Annotated in this window: 11 protein-coding genes; 6 read left to right on the top strand and 5 right to left on the bottom strand. The window is 62.9% G+C overall.

Going from position 1 to position 16,607, the window contains the following annotated elements:
• Positions 1-157 precede the first annotated feature (157 nt).
• Positions 158-2,755, bottom strand: coding sequence for an EAL domain-containing protein (locus ASF57_RS23925; protein ID WP_162241598.1), 2,598 nt, complete (start codon positions 2,753-2,755; stop codon positions 158-160).
• 313 nt (positions 2,756-3,068) lie between these two features.
• Here ASF57_RS23925 and ASF57_RS26140 point away from each other — a divergent pair, with 313 nt between their 5' ends.
• From ASF57_RS26140 to ASF57_RS23900, 5 genes are all read left to right on the top strand, one after another.
• Positions 3,069-3,338 (top strand): hypothetical protein, encoded by a 270-nt coding sequence (locus ASF57_RS26140; RefSeq protein WP_156376325.1) that lies wholly within the window; start codon positions 3,069-3,071, stop codon positions 3,336-3,338.
• A complete protein-coding gene (locus ASF57_RS23915) occupies positions 3,335-3,883 on the top strand; it encodes a PAS domain-containing protein (protein WP_056488539.1) in 549 nt (182 codons plus the stop codon). The genes ASF57_RS26140 and ASF57_RS23915 overlap by 4 nt, the downstream gene beginning before the upstream one ends.
• A 417-nt stretch (positions 3,884-4,300) precedes the next feature.
• Positions 4,301-5,737 carry a carotenoid oxygenase family protein gene (locus ASF57_RS23910; RefSeq protein ID WP_056488534.1) on the top strand — a complete coding sequence of 479 codons (1,437 nt, stop codon included), beginning with the start codon at positions 4,301-4,303 and terminating at the stop codon, positions 5,735-5,737.
• Between the two features lie 515 nt (positions 5,738-6,252).
• Positions 6,253-6,579 carry a hypothetical protein gene (locus ASF57_RS23905; RefSeq protein WP_056488531.1) on the top strand — a complete coding sequence of 109 codons (327 nt, stop codon included), beginning with the start codon at positions 6,253-6,255 and terminating at the stop codon, positions 6,577-6,579.
• 133 nt (positions 6,580-6,712) lie between these two features.
• Positions 6,713-7,108, top strand: coding sequence for a DUF4149 domain-containing protein (locus tag ASF57_RS23900; protein WP_056187238.1), 396 nt, complete (start codon positions 6,713-6,715; stop codon positions 7,106-7,108).
• Positions 7,109-7,139: 31 nt separating this feature from the next.
• Here ASF57_RS23900 and ASF57_RS23895 read toward each other — a convergent pair whose 3' ends face one another.
• From ASF57_RS23895 to ASF57_RS23880, 4 genes are all read right to left on the bottom strand, one after another.
• A complete protein-coding gene (locus tag ASF57_RS23895) occupies positions 7,140-7,367 on the bottom strand; it encodes a hypothetical protein (protein ID WP_156376324.1) in 228 nt (75 codons plus the stop codon).
• 575 nt (positions 7,368-7,942) lie between these two features.
• Entirely contained in the window at positions 7,943-11,059 is a 3,117-nt protein-coding gene (locus ASF57_RS23890) for an alkaline phosphatase (RefSeq protein ID WP_056488523.1), read from the bottom strand.
• Between the two features lie 675 nt (positions 11,060-11,734).
• Complete coding sequence (locus ASF57_RS23885) at positions 11,735-12,472, bottom strand: hypothetical protein (protein WP_056187228.1); 738 nt, start codon at positions 12,470-12,472, stop codon at positions 11,735-11,737.
• 259 nt (positions 12,473-12,731) lie between these two features.
• Complete coding sequence (locus ASF57_RS23880) at positions 12,732-13,202, bottom strand: HAD domain-containing protein (protein WP_156376323.1); 471 nt, start codon at positions 13,200-13,202, stop codon at positions 12,732-12,734.
• 373 nt (positions 13,203-13,575) lie between these two features.
• On the opposite strand from ASF57_RS23880, the gene ASF57_RS25270 reads away from it, so the two are divergent.
• Positions 13,576-16,548 (top strand): response regulator, encoded by a 2,973-nt coding sequence (locus ASF57_RS25270; protein ID WP_162241332.1) that lies wholly within the window; start codon positions 13,576-13,578, stop codon positions 16,546-16,548.
• Positions 16,549-16,607: the final 59 nt, after the last annotated feature.

Here is a 16,607-nt window from a genome sequence, read left to right as displayed (position 1 = left end):
GGAACAGGCTTGCGGCCGAACAAGCTGACCAAAGCGCGAGGAACACCCCCTACTCGGACGCATTAAAGCCGGGTGGAACGACATTTGGGTACGCGGTGCCCCATGCAGGGTTTGCCCGGCGTCCAGGGACCCAGGACATTGCCATGTCGCTACGGCCTCAGGCCGCCTTCCGCGGCGTTTGCTCCTGCATGAATTGCAGGGCTTGCTCAGGCGGCATCGGCTTGCCGAAGAGGAATCCTTGGACCTCCGTGCATCCCGTCTGGCGTACGAGGGCGAGCTGATCCTCCGTCTCGACCCCCTCGGCGGTGATGGCGGTTCCGAGCCGCTCGCCGATGCTGACCACGGCACGAACGATCACCTGCGCATCGGGGTCGTCGATCTCGCGGACGAACGACCGGTCGATCTTGATCTTGTCGAAGGGAAACCGCCGGAGGTAACTCAGACTGGAGTACCCCGTCCCGAAATCGTCCAGCGCGATGCGTACGCCGATGGTCCGAAGCCGGTGAAGGCAGGCGACGACCGCCTCGCTGTCCTGGATCATCAAGCTCTCTGTGATCTCCAGCTCAAGCCTGTCGGCTGCAAGCCCGGAGAGGGCGAGCGCGTGCCTCACGGCCGCTTCGAGGCCAGGCTGCTGGAACTGGACCGCCGAGACGTTGACGGCGATGCGAGCTTCGATCGGCCAGGACGCGGCGAAGCAGCATGCCTCCTCCAGGGCCCAGGCCCCTAGAGGGACCACCAAACCGGTCTCCTCCGCAATCGGGATGAACTCCGCCGGCGAGACCATCCCGCGGGTCGGATGCGGCCAGCGCATCAGAGCTTCGAAGCCGCGGACCTGTCCGTCCGCCATGCCGACGACGGGTTGGTAATGAAGCCGGAACTCCTCCTTGCGATGCGCTAGATGCATATCGAATTCGAGCTTGTTCCGGGTCTCCAAGGCCTCGTCCATTCCTGCTGTGTAGACTTGGAAGCTGTTCCGGCCGGCAGCCTTGGCGCGGTACAGGGCGAGGTCTGCATGGCGATGCAGGATGTCCACCTCCCGCCCATGCTCCGGTGCAAGCGCAATCCCGACACTCGCGCCGATGGTCACCACCTGGCTGCCGAGATGGATCGGTTGACCGATGGCGTCGATGACCGCCTGCGCAAGGGTCCGCGCAGACTCAAGTCCGGTGGGGCCCCGCAGGATGATCGCGAACTCGTCCCCGCCCAGGCGGGCGATGACGTCTTCGACCCCCACTGCGCCCCTCAGCCGGTCGGCAACGACCCTTAGCAATCCGTCGCCGGCATGGTGTCCGAGGGTGTCGTTGACGGTCTTGAAGCGGTCGAGGTCAAGGCAAAGAAGCGCGGCCCGTCCATGACGGTTCCCAAGATCGCCCAGCAAACGTTCCAGGCTCGCGTGGAAGACCACCCGATTGGGCAGGCCGGTGAGGTCGTCGTGGCTCGCCACATAGGCGATGCGGGCCTCGGAGGCTTTACGATCCGTGATGTCGATCTGGAGGCCGACGCAGCGGGCCGGCTCGCCGGCCTCATCGTCGAGCATTCGTCCAAACGACTGCATCCATCGCGGTTCGGACGGGACCGCCGGGTTGGCGATGCGAAACTCGCAGCTGTAGGTCGAGCGGTCCGCAATGGCTCGCTTCACCTCGGTCCAAACCCCGGGCAGGTCTTCGGGATGGACCTGGGCCTTCCAATCCGCCAGCGGGATTTCCAACGCATCCTGTCCGTCCGGTACCGGAAGGTTGTGCATCCGGGCGCTCATCGGCGATAGGCGTACGACGTCGGTGCGCATGTCCCACTCCCAGATGCCCGCCTCGGCCGCCTCCTGGGCCAGTCGTAGAAGGTCGCCGGTCTCCCTCAGCTGGTTTTGCGCCGCGATGATGTGGTCGATGTCGAGCGCCGTCCCGAGCCATTCGACCACCTCCCCGCCGCGCAGGAGCGGGCTCATGACGATCCGGTGCCAGCGGTAGTCCCCGTCATGGCGCCTGAGGCGCCCTTCGAGCTCGAAACCCTGCCTCATCGCAACGCCCGCCTCCCAGGCGCACGACATGCGGTCGACGTCGTCCGGATGGTTGCGACTGAGGCGCCGCCCGACGGGTTCGCCTGTCTCACCATAGTAGGCACGGAAGCTCGCGTTCCTGTAGGCGGTAATTCGGTCTGCGGGCGAGACCGTCCAGACCATCTGCGGCAGCGCGTCGGCGAGCGAGGCGTACCGCGACTCTGCGTTGCGCAAGGCACCGTCGGTATCCGCCAGCGTCGCAGCCACGCGGCGATGCTCGGTCCGATCCTGGTAGACCCGCAGGTTCGCAGTCACGACCTCGGCGAGGTCGCGAAGCTGGTCGGCCTGCTCGGTGGTGAAGCGCCGCGGTTCCGTGTCGATGATGCAGAGCGATCCGACCCGGATGCCCGACCTCAGGATCAACGGTGCGCCGGCATAGAAGCGGATGCCCGGTGCCCCGGTGACCAAGGGGTTCGAAGTGAAGCGGGCATCGTTCCGCGCGTCCTCGACGATAAGGATCCCGTCGCCCTGGATGGTGTGGTTGCAGAACGCGACGTCCCGGGACGTCCCGTCGTCGCTCAGGCCGCAGCGCGCCTTGAACCACTGGCGATCTTCGTCGAGAAGTGAGATCAGCGCGATCGGCGTTCCGAACAGAACCCGGGCCGTACGGCAGATCGCGTCGAACTGGGTCTCCGGTGCAGTATCAAGGATGTTGAGCTCGTGCAGGGCGGCAAGCCGCTCGGCCTCATTGGCAGGTCGCAACAAGGCGATGTCCCTCGGCGTGAACTCCAGGATCGGACGATCCACTTCCCCAGAACGTACGCATTTGTGAAGAGATACAAGCGGCGACATAATCGATCCCTAATCCCGATCGAATACGTGCCAAATTTCTAAGCTGAAAGATTGAGCCGGCACTCGATCAAATCAGCCGTGCCTCTTCAGGCCATGGAATTCGCGTTGGCAGCAATCCGCAATTGCCCGCCTAAGGCCCTGTTTGGACTTCGGTAAGATCCATCTCGGCCTTGCTCCGCATGTACATCAGCACATCCGCGCGTGCGCAGTCGGATCTTATTCGTTGCCAAAGCTCAAGGCACTCACGGGTGTCGGCATGATCCTTGAAAAAAGTATCATCGTAGAATTGTTCGATCGGCATCCCCAAGACATCGGCAATCCTGCTCAAGAGTCTTCGAGGTCCTTCATCAAAATGGGCCATCTGAACTTTCGAGGGCCGACCTGTTCTGTCGGCAAAAACATTGTATACGTCTTACCGACGACGATTGATACCTCGTTCGTATTGCCTATGATGATAGATCATGTGATCGCCGCTTCGGGGAATGACGCATGATTTTCGTGACGGATGCCCAGGGGCAATGCATCCATATCAGCCGGGAATGGATGGTGCTGACCGGACAGGAACCAACCGCCGCGCTCGGCCGGGGCTGGGCCGCATGCGTTCACCCGGACGACATCAAAACTGTGACGGATACGATCGACGCCGCACGTGTCGCGGCCGCCGAATTCAGCTTCCGCTGCCGCCTGCTCAAGCCGGATGGGACGGCAAGGTGGTTCGGGGCCGGCGGCGTGCCCTCGTTCGGAATGGAGGGGGGCCGCTTCATCGGCTACCTCGGCTCGATCACGGCACTCGCCGAGGGTGCGACGGACATCATCGCTGCCTACGGAAACGTCGAACGCTTCGTCCCCCCTTCGCCGCATGCGAGCACCACGCCGAGCTGTGCGCTCGACCTCGTCGCGGATCACCTCCTGATGGCCCATGCGCTGATTGAGAAGGATGGGGGAAAGGAAGCCTTGCCGGATCTTCGGCGAGCCCTTTTCAAGGTTGGTGTGGCACTCGCGGAAAGGACGATGGAAAGCCCTCGCCGATTGAATTGAACGGGCCGCTGGAGGAGGACCGCCGGGAATGTCAGTATCGACCGAAGGGAAATAAGCCGAGGTATGCCTTCGTCGAAGGGGAGGCGTTCTCCCGTGGGCGGCCTGCGCCGCTTTCCACCCAGTCCAGTCGTAGAGCGGAATGGCGGATCCCGACCCAACCAAGCCGTAGAAGCTCGTCGATGGCAAACTCAAAAGCGGCCATTGAGCCGGTTGTAGGAGGCGTCCAAGCGTTTGGCTGACCGAGCCGTCGACGTAACGATTCGATTTCGTCACGTGGCCAGACGCGATTGGATACATTATCGATAAGATCGCCCAGTCTTCTCAGGCGAACAGAAATGTCTCCCTTGCCCGGCGAATCGGGGCGCCTCGATTACGAGGGCCCTCGCTCTCCCTCCGATCGCCCCGAGCCAGCGCCCGATGCCGAACTTGATCGCGTCCAGCCTGCATGCCACCGCCGAGGGCATTGTCGCGCTGGTGGCGGCCTGTAATCGGCTGCGCCTGCCAGGAACGCAGCACCCCTTTGTGGTTGGCGTCCATGCGCCAATGCGCGAGGAGCTGACCCTGCGGGATCTGCGCGTGACTGGAACGATCCCGGTGGGGCTCGACGGCCGCTACCTCAAGATGGGCGCCAACCCTGCCTGCCCGACAACGCGCGGCCACGACTGGTTCCTGGGCGACGGCATGGTGCACGGTCTCTGCATCGAGGACGGAAAAGCCTTGTGGTACCGCAACCGCTGGATCGGTTCGCGTGCGGCGTCCTCAGCGCTCGGCCGGCCCGCTGCCCCTGGGCCGCGCCGCGGCGACGACACTGTTAACACCAACGTCGTCGCGATCGGCGGCCGCACCTTGGCCGTGGTCGAGGCCGGCAGTTTCCCCGTCGCGCTGTCCGAGGATTTGGAGACGCAGCGCTACGACACGTTCGATGACACCCTCGCTGGCTCCTTCACTGGACATCCGCATCGCGACCCGGCGACCAGTGAGACACATGCCATCGCCTATGACGGCCGCGTCTGGGACAGCGTGCGCCACGTCGTCATCTCGCCCACGGGCCGGGTCGTGCGTGATGTAGCGATTCCGGTCGAGCACGGCCCCTGCATCCACGATTGCGCGATCACGATGCGCTTCGTCGTGGTGCTGGACCTGCCCGTCACCTTTTCGATGCGGGCAGTGCTGGCTGGTCACCGCTTCCCGTTCCGCTGGAATCCCGCCCACCGTGCCCGCGTCGGCCTGCTGCCGCGGTACGGCACGGCCGCCGACATAGTCTGGTGCGCCGTCGATCCGTGCTTCGCCTTCCACGTTGCCAACGCCTACGACGACGCTGATGGGCGCGTGGTCCTCGACGTCGTAGCCTACGAGAGTGTGTTCGCCTCGGCCGCTGGCGGTCTCGACACGCCGGGCCAATTGGAGCGCTGGATCGCCGACCCGGCGACGGAACGGGTCGAGCGGCAGGTGATCGATCCCGCGGCACAGGAGTTTCCCCGGATCGACGAGCGACGCTTCGGGCAATTACACCGCTACGTCTACACGGGCTCAGTCCCGGCAGACGGCAACACCCAACTCATTGGTGCGACGCAACTCTACAAGCACGACCTGACGACGGGGGAGCGGCGCGTGCACGAGTTCGGTCCCGACCGCGTCCCGGGAGAGTTCGTGTTTGTCCCCGCGAGGCCGGAGGCTAGCGAAGACGAGGGCTGGCTCGTCGGGCTCGTCATCGACACGGTGAGCGACTCGACCGACTTCATCATCCTCGACGCTCATGCGTTCGAGGCGGCGCCTATCGCCGCGGTCCACCTCGGGCACCGGATCCCGCCTGGCTTTCACGGAAACTGGTTTCCTCAGCAGAGGGCTGGCTAGTTTGTCTTCGGGTGCTTCGGCACCCGGTTGGCGTTCGCGTGCCGAGGAGCAAGCAATTGTCGACCCAGCCGCATTCCAGTCCGCGTCAGGCTACGGATGGCGGCAGTGCCATATTATGGTAATCGCAGGACCGCAAAGACTAGGCAGGAACAACGGCGCACCCCGAACGAAGTCGATCCTGCAGTGACCGAAGCTTTGCGCACCTGCTCCAGGATGCCGGCCAACACATCATGTCCCGTCGCGATGTGGTTGGCATGCTCAAGACCAGAGCCCCTGACGTCCACGCGCCGCAAATCCTGACCAGTGCAGCGGCGATCACAGAACCAAGGCGTGCGGTAGAAAGGCGCATCGTCAAAGCAGTTCGGCGTCACAGATAGATCAGACGCACCCTGAATTCTGGCTGGCTAAACCAAAAGCACCACTACGAGTCACGCCTTGCGAACGGTGGGTGTTCGTGAAGACCGATGGCGTCAATTTGCACGATCGGTCGTCCTCCAGACCCCCGAGGCAATCGCATGAGGCAGACTCAAATGAATGCGGATCGCGTTGGTCGCAGCGCCTGGAAGGTCCCGCTCCGCTCGCTCTTGATTTTGATGCTGGCGACGTTTGTGACTCCAGCCCTCGCCTTGGACCCGCAAGACACATTGCGTGACTGGAATGCAGCCTCAAGCGCGGACCGAAACCGCCTTTTGAAGCAGTTGGAGAAAGCCGATGGAGGTGCTTCTCGCAAGGATGTGGTGTCCTGCCTGGATGACGCGGCAGGAATGGCACCCCATGCCGATCTGCGCGTCGCGGACGTGTTCATGGCCTGCGCGAAGCAATCTTCGGAGAAGTCGATCTAAGACTCCAGTCATCCCTGCGGCTCGCTTTCGCAATACCGGAGCTTTCCTGCTCCGCTAGAAACCGAAACGGTGGAAGCAAGGAAAATTGGAAGCGTTCTTTGAATTTATGCAAAACTATTAAGGTTCGGTCACGATGCTCTTGCAAGCGGCTATTCTTTTGACGGCCCTCCTGTTTGGCGGCATGATTCTGTACTCATTCGGGTTTGCCTCCTTCCTGTTCAGCGCTCTACCTGCCGACGCGGCGGGTCCACTCCTGCGCCGCGCCTTCCCCCATTTCTACATCTTCGTCATTGGGTGCGCTCTCTGTGGCGCCGCGCTGACAGCCGCCATCGACGTGACCTCTACCGTCATCTTAGGACTCATCGCCGTCACGGCACTGCTCGCGCGCCAGATCCTCATGCCGGCTATCAATGTGGCGACCGACACGGGCAATCGCACGCGTTTCGGCATCCTCCATACCGGATCCGTCCTTGTCACCCTGGCCCACATTTTCGGGTCGTCGGCCGTGATCCTGAGACTTTCTGCCTAGATGTCCGATCCAGGGTCTGAGGGTACGCGCGTCACGTCGGAGTGGAGAGACGCATCGACGTGACGCGCGCACCCGCCCGAAAGTGAGCACCGCCGCATGCTTTCATCCCGACGAGGCTGGATGACACTTTAAAGAAGAGCGTCAGTACCTGCGAGCGGCGTGACTGCTGTTTTATAGAAAAATTGCCTTCCGAGGTGATCGCGCGCACCTGGAATATCTGATTGGACAAATCGATGCAGACGACGTGGATCTGATACATGTACGGTTCTTCTGCGTTAGAAAACTGATCCAGAATCAAGACCCAGATCAGCGCTGCCGTAAGCAGGGTCGTTCCACACCATCATACTTCAGGGAGGCCCACCTTTCAGGAGGTAGACCACTTCAGTAGCGCCCCTCATCTCGATCATGGAGCAGCTTCTCGATCGTTTCCGTGCCTTGCGCTTGTGCCTTTACCTCAGATGGCCGTGGACGATCGGATCGCATGACGAGCTTGCCATGCTTGCGGATAGCTAACTGCCAAGTTCCCTCGGCTCGCGGATTCGGCGTGACCTTAAGGGTGTATGGGGAGGTACTAGTCTTATCGCTCATGAGGCAAATATGCCAGCGCCCTTGCCACGCGTCATACGTTCCCGAATGCCGGGGTTCGTCAATGACACGCCCCGGACCTTGCAGGCGTGAAGCGCTGCTTGCGGAACCAGCGTGGCAGGGCCTAAGGCTGCATCCGTCGCGTAAACGCCTTCAAAGATCACTCAAAGGCGGGCTCATGAAGGCGATAGTTCAAACGAAAACAGCCGGGGTTATCCCCCGGCCATCTTTCTCAATGTTTTTCTAAACTCAGCCAATCAAGCCAGAGCCGAAGGTCCCATCATTTAGGACAGCACGGTTCTCAACGAGGCCGAACTGTAAGAAGTGCTGCATTGGGTTGACACCAGCCTGCGCCACATCCGGGTTGGCCCGGATGTAAGCCGAGGTATCGAAGTCGGTCGACGGATCACGGCCTTCCTTGAAACCGAACCCGTCATAATGCGCCAGGGGGTTGGCACCAGCCTGGGCTACGTCGGTGTAGGCGGCGAGGTAGCCCTTGGTGTCGAAGATCGCGTTCGGATCACGCCCCTCCTTCCAGCCCAAGCTGTCGAAGTGCTGACGGGCGAAAGCGAAGGTGTCACCACCCGCCTGTGAGGCCGCAACGGCCACGTCGGTGTTGGCGACAAGGTAGTACTCGGCGTCGAAGCCGCCCTTGATGTCGACCGCGCGTCCGACAGCCGCAAAGGTCGAACGACCTTCCGACTGGCCGAATTCAAGATAGTGGGCCAACGGATTGAAGCAGGCCGCTTGTACATCCGGGTTACGCGCGAGGTAGAACTCGTTGTCGAAGTTGGCGCCCGGATCGCGTCCCTCCTTCCAGCCAGCCTGAGCGTACTGGGTCAGCGGATTAGCGCCAGAGGTGGCAACGTCTGGGTTAGCCGCGAGGTAGCCCTTAGTCGAGAAGTAGGCGTTCGGATCGCGCCCCTCCTTGGCACCAAATTCAGCGTAGTGATCGTCCGCGTCTTTTCCGGAGGCCAGCACGTCCTTGTTGCTCAGCAGATAGAACACATCATCGACGAGGGGGCTGGCATCCGCATTATCAAGGGTGCGGTCGCTGAAGGTGAACTGCTCGACACCTCGGAAAGCATCGGTTCCTTCGGAGCCGGTGATTGTCGTGACTCCGCTCGCGGACAGTCCGACCGTCGCGGTGCTTGAGGCGAAGTTGAAGATCACACGATCGAGGCCAGAGCCACCGTTGATGACGTCGTTGCCAGCGCCGCCGATGAAAGTGTCGTTACCGCCGCTGCCAGCCAGCATGTCGTTGCCAGCGCCGCCGACTAGAAAGTCGTTGGCGGTGCCACCGACGATGATGTCGTCGCCCATGCCGGCGTTGAAGTAGTAAGGCCGGGCTGCCTGCGTGGCGGTCAGGGTGTCGTTACCTGATGTTCCGAGCGAGACGACCTCGAACAAGTCGCCACGCTGGGTTCCTGCAACGAGGTCCCGCACATCGAAGGTGACGCCGGTGCTGCCGGCGAAGGTCGTACCCTCATCGTCGAAGCGGCTCACCAGACCTGTCAGGGTGTCGTTTGCACCCTCCGCTTGCAAACGAACGGCCAAGCCGCCGTCCTGATTGAGCATGTCATTGCTGTCGTTGGCGTTGCCATTGCCAACTTGAGCGGAGGTGAAACTCAGACGGATCTGACCGGGCGTGCTAAGAGAAATGTTAGCGACATCCGAACCAGCGCCAAGATCGACGGTGTCGGCTTCGTCCGTGGATGCGTTGAGAAAGACCGTGTCGTTGCCTGCTCCCCCCGTGATCCGGTCGTTGCCAAGGCCGCCATTGATGGCGTCGTTACCCGCACCGCCGGCCAGGATGTCGTCGCCGCCACGACCGTCGATAATGTCGTTGCCAGCTAGCCCATCCAGTGTGTCACCGACATCGCTGCCGACGAGGTTGTCGGCGCCCGTGGTGGTTCCGGTGGCGTTGAGGCGGCTCTGCGCCAGCAGGAAGTCGCCGAGTTCGGCCTCATCCGTGAAGGCACGTCCACTGCCAATCTGCTGGCCCGCCGCGTTGGTAGCGACATCGCGCTGATCGGCAAGCTGAGGAAGAAGGGTCGAGCCTGCACCTGCTGCGTAGAGCGGGATGATCTGGTTCGAGTGGTTGGTGGAGAAGAACAAGCCTTCTGGCAGTCCGTCGCCATTCCGGTCCGGCTGCACCGGCTGATAGGGGATGGTCGCGCCCTCGGGTCCGAACAGCAAGTGATCGTGGTCGGCCGTAACGATGAGAAGCGTGTCTTCAAGGGTTGCACGGCTGGTGGGCGAGTTGATGTAGTCAACGACACTCTTCACCGCGTTGTTGAAGTCGATGTACTCCTCGACCATACGGCCCAGGTTGTTCGCGTGCATGGCCCGGTCGACCGCACCACCCTCAATCATGAGATAGAGGCCATCGGGATCGGTGTTCAGCCTGTTCAAAGCCGCCAGCGACAACTCGGACAGGGTCGGCGAGCTTTCGAGCCGGGGAACGCTGAACGGCACCTCAGCCGTGTTGGGGGCGGCAGCGCCTGAGCGGTTGAAGTTGCTGGAGGTGAACGCCTGCGTGATCATCGCCAGACGTTCGGTGGTCGGCGTACCAGTCGCCGCAGCCTGGATGGAGGCGCGATCTTGCAGCAGGTTCCAACTTTGCCCGTCCTGAGACTGGAAGCTGTCTGCCTTCAAGGCGTTCCAGAGGTCGGCACCGATCCACGTGTTGTCCGGCGACGTGCGCACGCGCCCGTTGTCATCAAAATCTGGGTTGCCGGTTCCCCCGATGACGTCGAGGGTCCCGGCGCTGAACATCTCCTGGGCGATCTGATTGGCGTTCGATCGCGCGATGTTGTGGGCGCCGCCCGTCGCTGCCGGGGTCGCGTCACTGAACTGAACCGTGGTGACGACGCCTGTGGCCTTGCCGAGTTCCTTTGCCTGCTCTGCGATGGAGAACAAGCGCTCACCGGCGCCATCCACGTCGATAGCGTTGTTGTAGGTCTTGTCACCGGTGGCGATCGAGGTCGCAGTGTTGCCCGAGTCCGGATAAGTGTTGCGGTTGAACTCGTAGCCCGCAAAGGCGCGGGGCTGGCCGTTCGGATCAAGGCCGGAAACGGGGGTGAAGTCATAGATCTTAGCCGGATCGTAGACTACGGCGGGGTTCTGGGCCAAACCTGCCTCGCCGGGGAGAGGTGCTGTCCGGTTGTCGAGCGGGAACACGGATTGCGCTGTGGCCGTGAAGGTCGGACCATCGGCGATCAAAACCTTGCCGGCGGCACCGGCTCGTGCGTCACCCTCTGCAAGGCCCTGTAGGTAGAGCCGCGTGGCCTCCAAGGTGTTGAAGCCGGCGCCATCGGCGATCATGACAACGACGTTCTTGATCGGACCAGCAGTCGAGGCCATGACGTTTCCCAATTCTTGATTGTGTCACAAAATGAATCGGGCGTTTGGTCGCCGAGCCATTCCGATCTCTTCTGAGACCGCTGCAAAGTTGTAGATTTATCTATTTGTTACCTATATCTGACTCTTTGACACTTTGATGAATTACGTACAATTTATTCGGCTAAATTACGAAAAATATTGTCGTTTTTCAAATCAAGGTGGATAAAGCGGACCGTCCAACATCCACCCGAGCCGGTCGTAGAGCGGACGCACGGGTCCCGACCCAACGTTGCCATACAAGCTGATCAGCAACATTGCCAAAAGTCGACGCCTGAGCCGTTGTACATCTTGCCTGTAAATGATTCAGAGCAGAAGCTCTGGAGTGACGATAGAATCTCGTCCCGCGCACAAACGATGGCGCCAAGCCTGTTCCCGAGCCGACGCGGGAGCGCCGATGCTGATGGCCTGGATGAACTAATCGTGCTCTGGTACGGAAGCGCTCAACACGCGCTGTAGCTTGAGCGTTAGCACTGTTATTGACTAAAGGAGGGCAATGGCGTGGAGAAGCGCGAAGCTGTGGGACGCCATCGGTCTAAGTCGTTGGGCTATAGTAAGGCGGCACTGTAGGTTCTCCAGGCAGGCAACGAGGCAGCGTGCTCGTCAGCGACGTTCAGGGGAGCCCTTGCCACTCTCCACTCAGGCGTGAACGGGCGTCCTGCCGAGGGGCTCGCCCGTCTGCCGACGGAGGATGTCTGCACAACGTGTCAGCATGCGCGATAGAGGCGAGCGCCACAGGCCAAAGCCGTCATCGCAGAGCGGATCGTTGACCACGGGGCTACCGTCGACACCAAGGAGGACATTGCCGACGTTGGGGTCGAGGCCCTGTGGCGCGACGGCTCGCAAGGCGGCGACATATGTCTCGTAGTTGGGCCACGCGGCACTGAACGCCTCGCGGATGCCATCGAAGCTCGGATGATCGATCCTGGGCTCGTGGGCTGGCCACTCCGCCTTGAACCGGTCGCGGACACCTTGGTCCATCTCGACACCTGGATGATCCGCGATGACGGCGTGGGCATAGGCCAGCCACCAGACATCCCGCACGGGGTCGGTCAGCCGCGATCCAACGGTGATCAGCGAGCCACAGCGGCTGACATGCATGTCGTGAATGCGCGGCGCGTGCGGTCCGTCCGACCCTGCGAAGCCCTTGCGAAGCAGGGCTGCATAGTCGCCGAACCCGTCGGCCTTGCGCGCGAAGCGCACGACGACGTCCGGGTAATCCGAATGGGCATGGACGGTACCATGGTAGCCGAAACCGATCTCGGCCCAACCGGTGGCGATGAGAGCGGCATAGGTGTTGGCCGCTGACAGTTCGACAATGCCCAAGGCGGCAAGCGAGCGACCGGTCGTCTTCTCCCGAGTCTTGAACCCGAACATCGCAGCCACTCCTTCCTGCCGATCAACGATCCGACGCGACGCACACCCGGCAGCAACAGTTTTGCGGCGCCGAGGCGGGACCGGACGGGGATGTCCGGCGACGGTCGAGGTGACCCTGTCGATGTCGGGGGCAGCGTGACGCGTGTGTCACTCCACTGTCATGGGATGACCTGCGGCTCTGGAAAATTCAATCCCTAAAGAAGCGTAAATCGACGGATGGCTGGAGCGAGCCAACACGTCCTGTCAGGCACCGAGCGTCCTACATCCCTGCCAACAGGCTTCGGGCCAACACGCCCTCTGCTTCGCCCAGGCCGAACTCCGCCATCGGACGAACATGCCGACCTGCATGAGAAGGGCCGACCTCAACGTCGTCGAGGATGAGGTAGTGGGTGATGTGATTCCGGTTCGCGTGTTCGGTGATCTCGTCGCCGCGCCCGGACTGCTCGGCGGGAAGCATGGCCCCCGTCTCGGCATCTCGGCTTGTTGGCAGGATGGCCGTCCTCCAGTCCGGGTGAAAGCAGTTCTCAGGTAGGCCAGCCTCGACCAGGGTCGGGCGACAATCGTCGACGCGCCATGTCGACGAGACGACCACCTTGGCGTCGAACTCGCGCACCAGCGCAGCAACGCGAGCAATCTGGTCCGGGTTGAGCCTGTCCTTGCCGGCCTGACGTTGATAGCCGACCGTTGTTACGACCCCGTCTACGTCGAGGTAGATTGTCAGCGGTTCCATCCTTCCAAGCTCGTCCAAATGGCCAACCTCGCCTCGCGTAGCAATCCTGTATCGGTGTCGGACGCCTACAACTCGCCGTTCCAAGGGTCCAGCGTTGACCTGCTCCCCTGATGACGCTGCTCGAAAGCCTTGCTGTCGCACACGACTGCCAACCGAATTTGGCACCACATTGAGCGGTCGGTGATTTTGCCCCTCGGATCCCGAGCTCTTCTCAACCACCGTTGGACCCCTCCGAGGCGCAGGACCGCTCGGTCAAAGGTCTGAGCAACCAGGACGATGCCCAAGCATTGTTGGAAGCCCCCGGCCATCCGCATCGCGTCGGTCCGCGGCCTCGCGCATGCGAGCCCCAAGGTACCTCGGCGGAGAGCCCCGCGTGACAGAACTGACGAAGCTACCTTCCGAGGTCGCCGACCCCAATCGCCTGGACGCGCTCCGGGAGTACAATATCCTCGACACACCGCCTGAAAAGGGGTTCGACGATATCGTCGATCTGGCGCGCCTGACCTGTGCCGCCCCGGTTGCCCTCGTCAGTCTGGTCGCAGGCGATCGGCAATGGTTCAAGGCGAAGTCCGGGTTCACATCCTGCGAGACCCCTCTCAACCAATCGGTCTGCGCACACGTCCTGGGGGAGCCCGACCTCCTGGTCATCCCCGACCTGACGAAGGACCCTCGCACCAGGGAGAACCCTCTAGTTACGGGTGAACCTTACCTGCGCTTCTACGCCGGCGCGCCCTTAGAGGCGGTCGGCGGGGAGCGCCTGGGCAGCCTCTGCGTCATCGACATGGAGCCCCGACTCAATGGGCTTACCGACATCCAGGCGGCGGCTCTGCGGGCGCTAGCCGGGCAGGTCATGTCCCAGATGGAGCTCCGCCGCTCGGTAGCCGAGCGCGAGCGCATCCTCTCGGGCCAGACTGCCCTGATCGACCAGCAGAACGCCCTCATCGCCGCCCAGGCCGCCGTGACGCAGGCGGCCGGGGATCGCGACGTCATCCTTGACGCCCTCGTCGAGGGCGTGATGGCCGCGATCCCCCAGGCCGAGGGCGCGGTGATCGAGCTGCGCGAGGGCGACGACCTTGTCTACCGCTCGGCGCGTGGCGCACTCCACCCCCACGTCGGCCTGCGCGTCCCGATCGATGGAAGCCTTTCCGGCCATTGCCTGACGACCGCTAAGGCGGTGCTGTGCCCCGATCTCCTCGTCGACCCGCGCGTCCGGCGGGATCTCGTGGGAGCGCTCGGCGCGCGGTCTGCCGTCTGCGTGCCTGTCCTGCGCGCGGGCGAGGCCGTCGGCGTCCTGAAGCTGCAGTCGAGTCAGCTCGATGCCTTCACCGGCCTTGATTTGCACGTCGCCACCCTGTTCGCCGGCACCATCCCGGCCGGCTTGGCCGAAGCGGGCGAAGCCGAGGCGCGCCGAGGCATGCGCGCGGGCGAGGCGACGCTGCGTACGGTGATGGAGACGCTGCCCGTCGGTGTCCTCATCGCCGAGGCGCCCTCTGGTCGCATCGTCGGACATAACGCCCGTGCCGTGGCGATCCTCGGCGACTCTGCCGTCGCCGGTCCATCCATTAACGGGCCGGCGCCATGGAACGGCTTCCATGCGGACGGACGCCAGGTCGATCCCGAGGAATGGCCTCTCGACCGCGTGGCGCGCGGCGGCGAGCCACGGGCGGACCTGGAGGTCGAGTACCAGGGTTTCGACGGAACCCGCTCTTGGGTTGGTTTCTCGGCGGCGCAGATGCTCGATGCGGATGGACGGCGTGCCGGGGCCGTCGTCGTCGTGACCGACATCGACGAGCGTAAGCGTGGCGAGCTCCAGCTCGCATCTGCAAAGGAAGCGGCCGAGGAGGCCAACCGAGCCAAGAGCGAGTTCCTCGCTAACATGAGCCACGAACTGCGTACCCCGCTCTCGGCCGTCATCGGCTATTCCGAGATGCTGCAGGAGGAGATGGAGGACGGCGGTCACGAGGCCCTGTTGCCCGACATGCGCAAAATCGAGGCGAACGCCCGCCACCTCCTCGGCCTCATCAATGATGTCCTCGATCTGTCGAAGATCGAGGCAGAGCGGATGGAGACCTACGTCGAGGACTTCGCCGTCGGCACCGTCATCCGCGACGTCACCTCGACAGTGGAGTCCCTTGTTTCCGCAAAGGACAATATCCTGACCCTGGACCTCTCCGACGACCTCGGCGAGGCGCGGTCCGATGTGACCAAGCTGCGTCAATGCCTCATCAACCTCCTGAGCAACGCCGCCAAGTTCACGGAAGGCGGACAGATCACCCTCAGGGCCGCACGAGGCGAACGTGACGGCGTCGATTGGCTGACCTTCCAGGTCAGCGACACCGGCATCGGCATGAGTTCGGACCAGCAGGCGCGGCTGTTCGAGCGCTTCACCCAGGCGGATGCCTCGACCACGCGCAAGTTCGGCGGCACAGGGCTCGGGCTGTCCATCACCCGGGCCTTTGCGTCCATGTTGGGCGGCGACATCGCCGTCGATAGCGAGGAGGGTCGAGGCACCTCCTTCACAATCTCGGTCCCGACGCGCATCGTCGGGTCGAACGAGGAACCGTCCAGGACCGGGAACGTCGACCCGACCGCTCCCGTCGACACTTTGGAACACGGCCTCGTCCTCGTCGTCGACGATGATCCAGCGACGCGCGATCTTCTGACCCGCTTCCTGGAGCGCGACGGGTTCAAGGTTGCCGCCGCGGTCGACGGGCGCGAAGGTCTGGAGGTGGCCCGGGCCCTGAGGCCCCGGGTGATCCTGCTTGACGTGACCATGCCGCAGATGGACGGCTGGTCGGTTCTACGCGCACTCAGGCGGGATACGGAACTCGGCAACACCCCCGTGGTCATGGTTACGGTGCTCGACGAGCAGAACCTGGCCTTTTCCCTCGGTGCCACCGACTACCTGCAGAAGCCGGTGGACTGGCAGGAGCTGCATGGGGTGATGGATCGCTTCCGCCCCCGGGACCAAGAAGGCCCGCTGCTCATCATCGACGACGATGCCGACACGCGCGAACGGATGTCGGCGCGGCTTTCCCGGGACGGCTGGCGGATCGTCACGGCCGAGAATGGCAAAGTCGGGCTGGCGGCGGTCGTTTCGGAGCGGCCCTGCCTCATCCTCCTCGACCTGATGATGCCGGAGATGGATGGCTTCGCTTTCCTCACCATCCTGCGGGCCAAACCGGGATGGAGTTCGATCCCGGTCATCGTGCTCACCGCCAAGGACGTCGATGACGAGGACCGCCGGCGCTTGGGCGGACGAGCCGACAAAGTCCTCAGGAAGGGTCAGGTCGGTCTGGATGACTTGACCACACTGCTGCGTTCGGCGGTCTCGCCGGCGGCCTGATCGTCGGCTGGCCATTCCGCCGACGGCTCGCGGAAGCTTGAGCTCCCCTGCCGGAAGAT

This window comes from Methylobacterium sp. Leaf117 (assembly GCF_001422985.1).
GTDB lineage: Bacteria > Pseudomonadota > Alphaproteobacteria > Rhizobiales > Beijerinckiaceae > Methylobacterium.
Note: the sequence above shows the minus strand (reverse complement) of the source record. Positions and strands in the feature narration are given on the sequence as shown.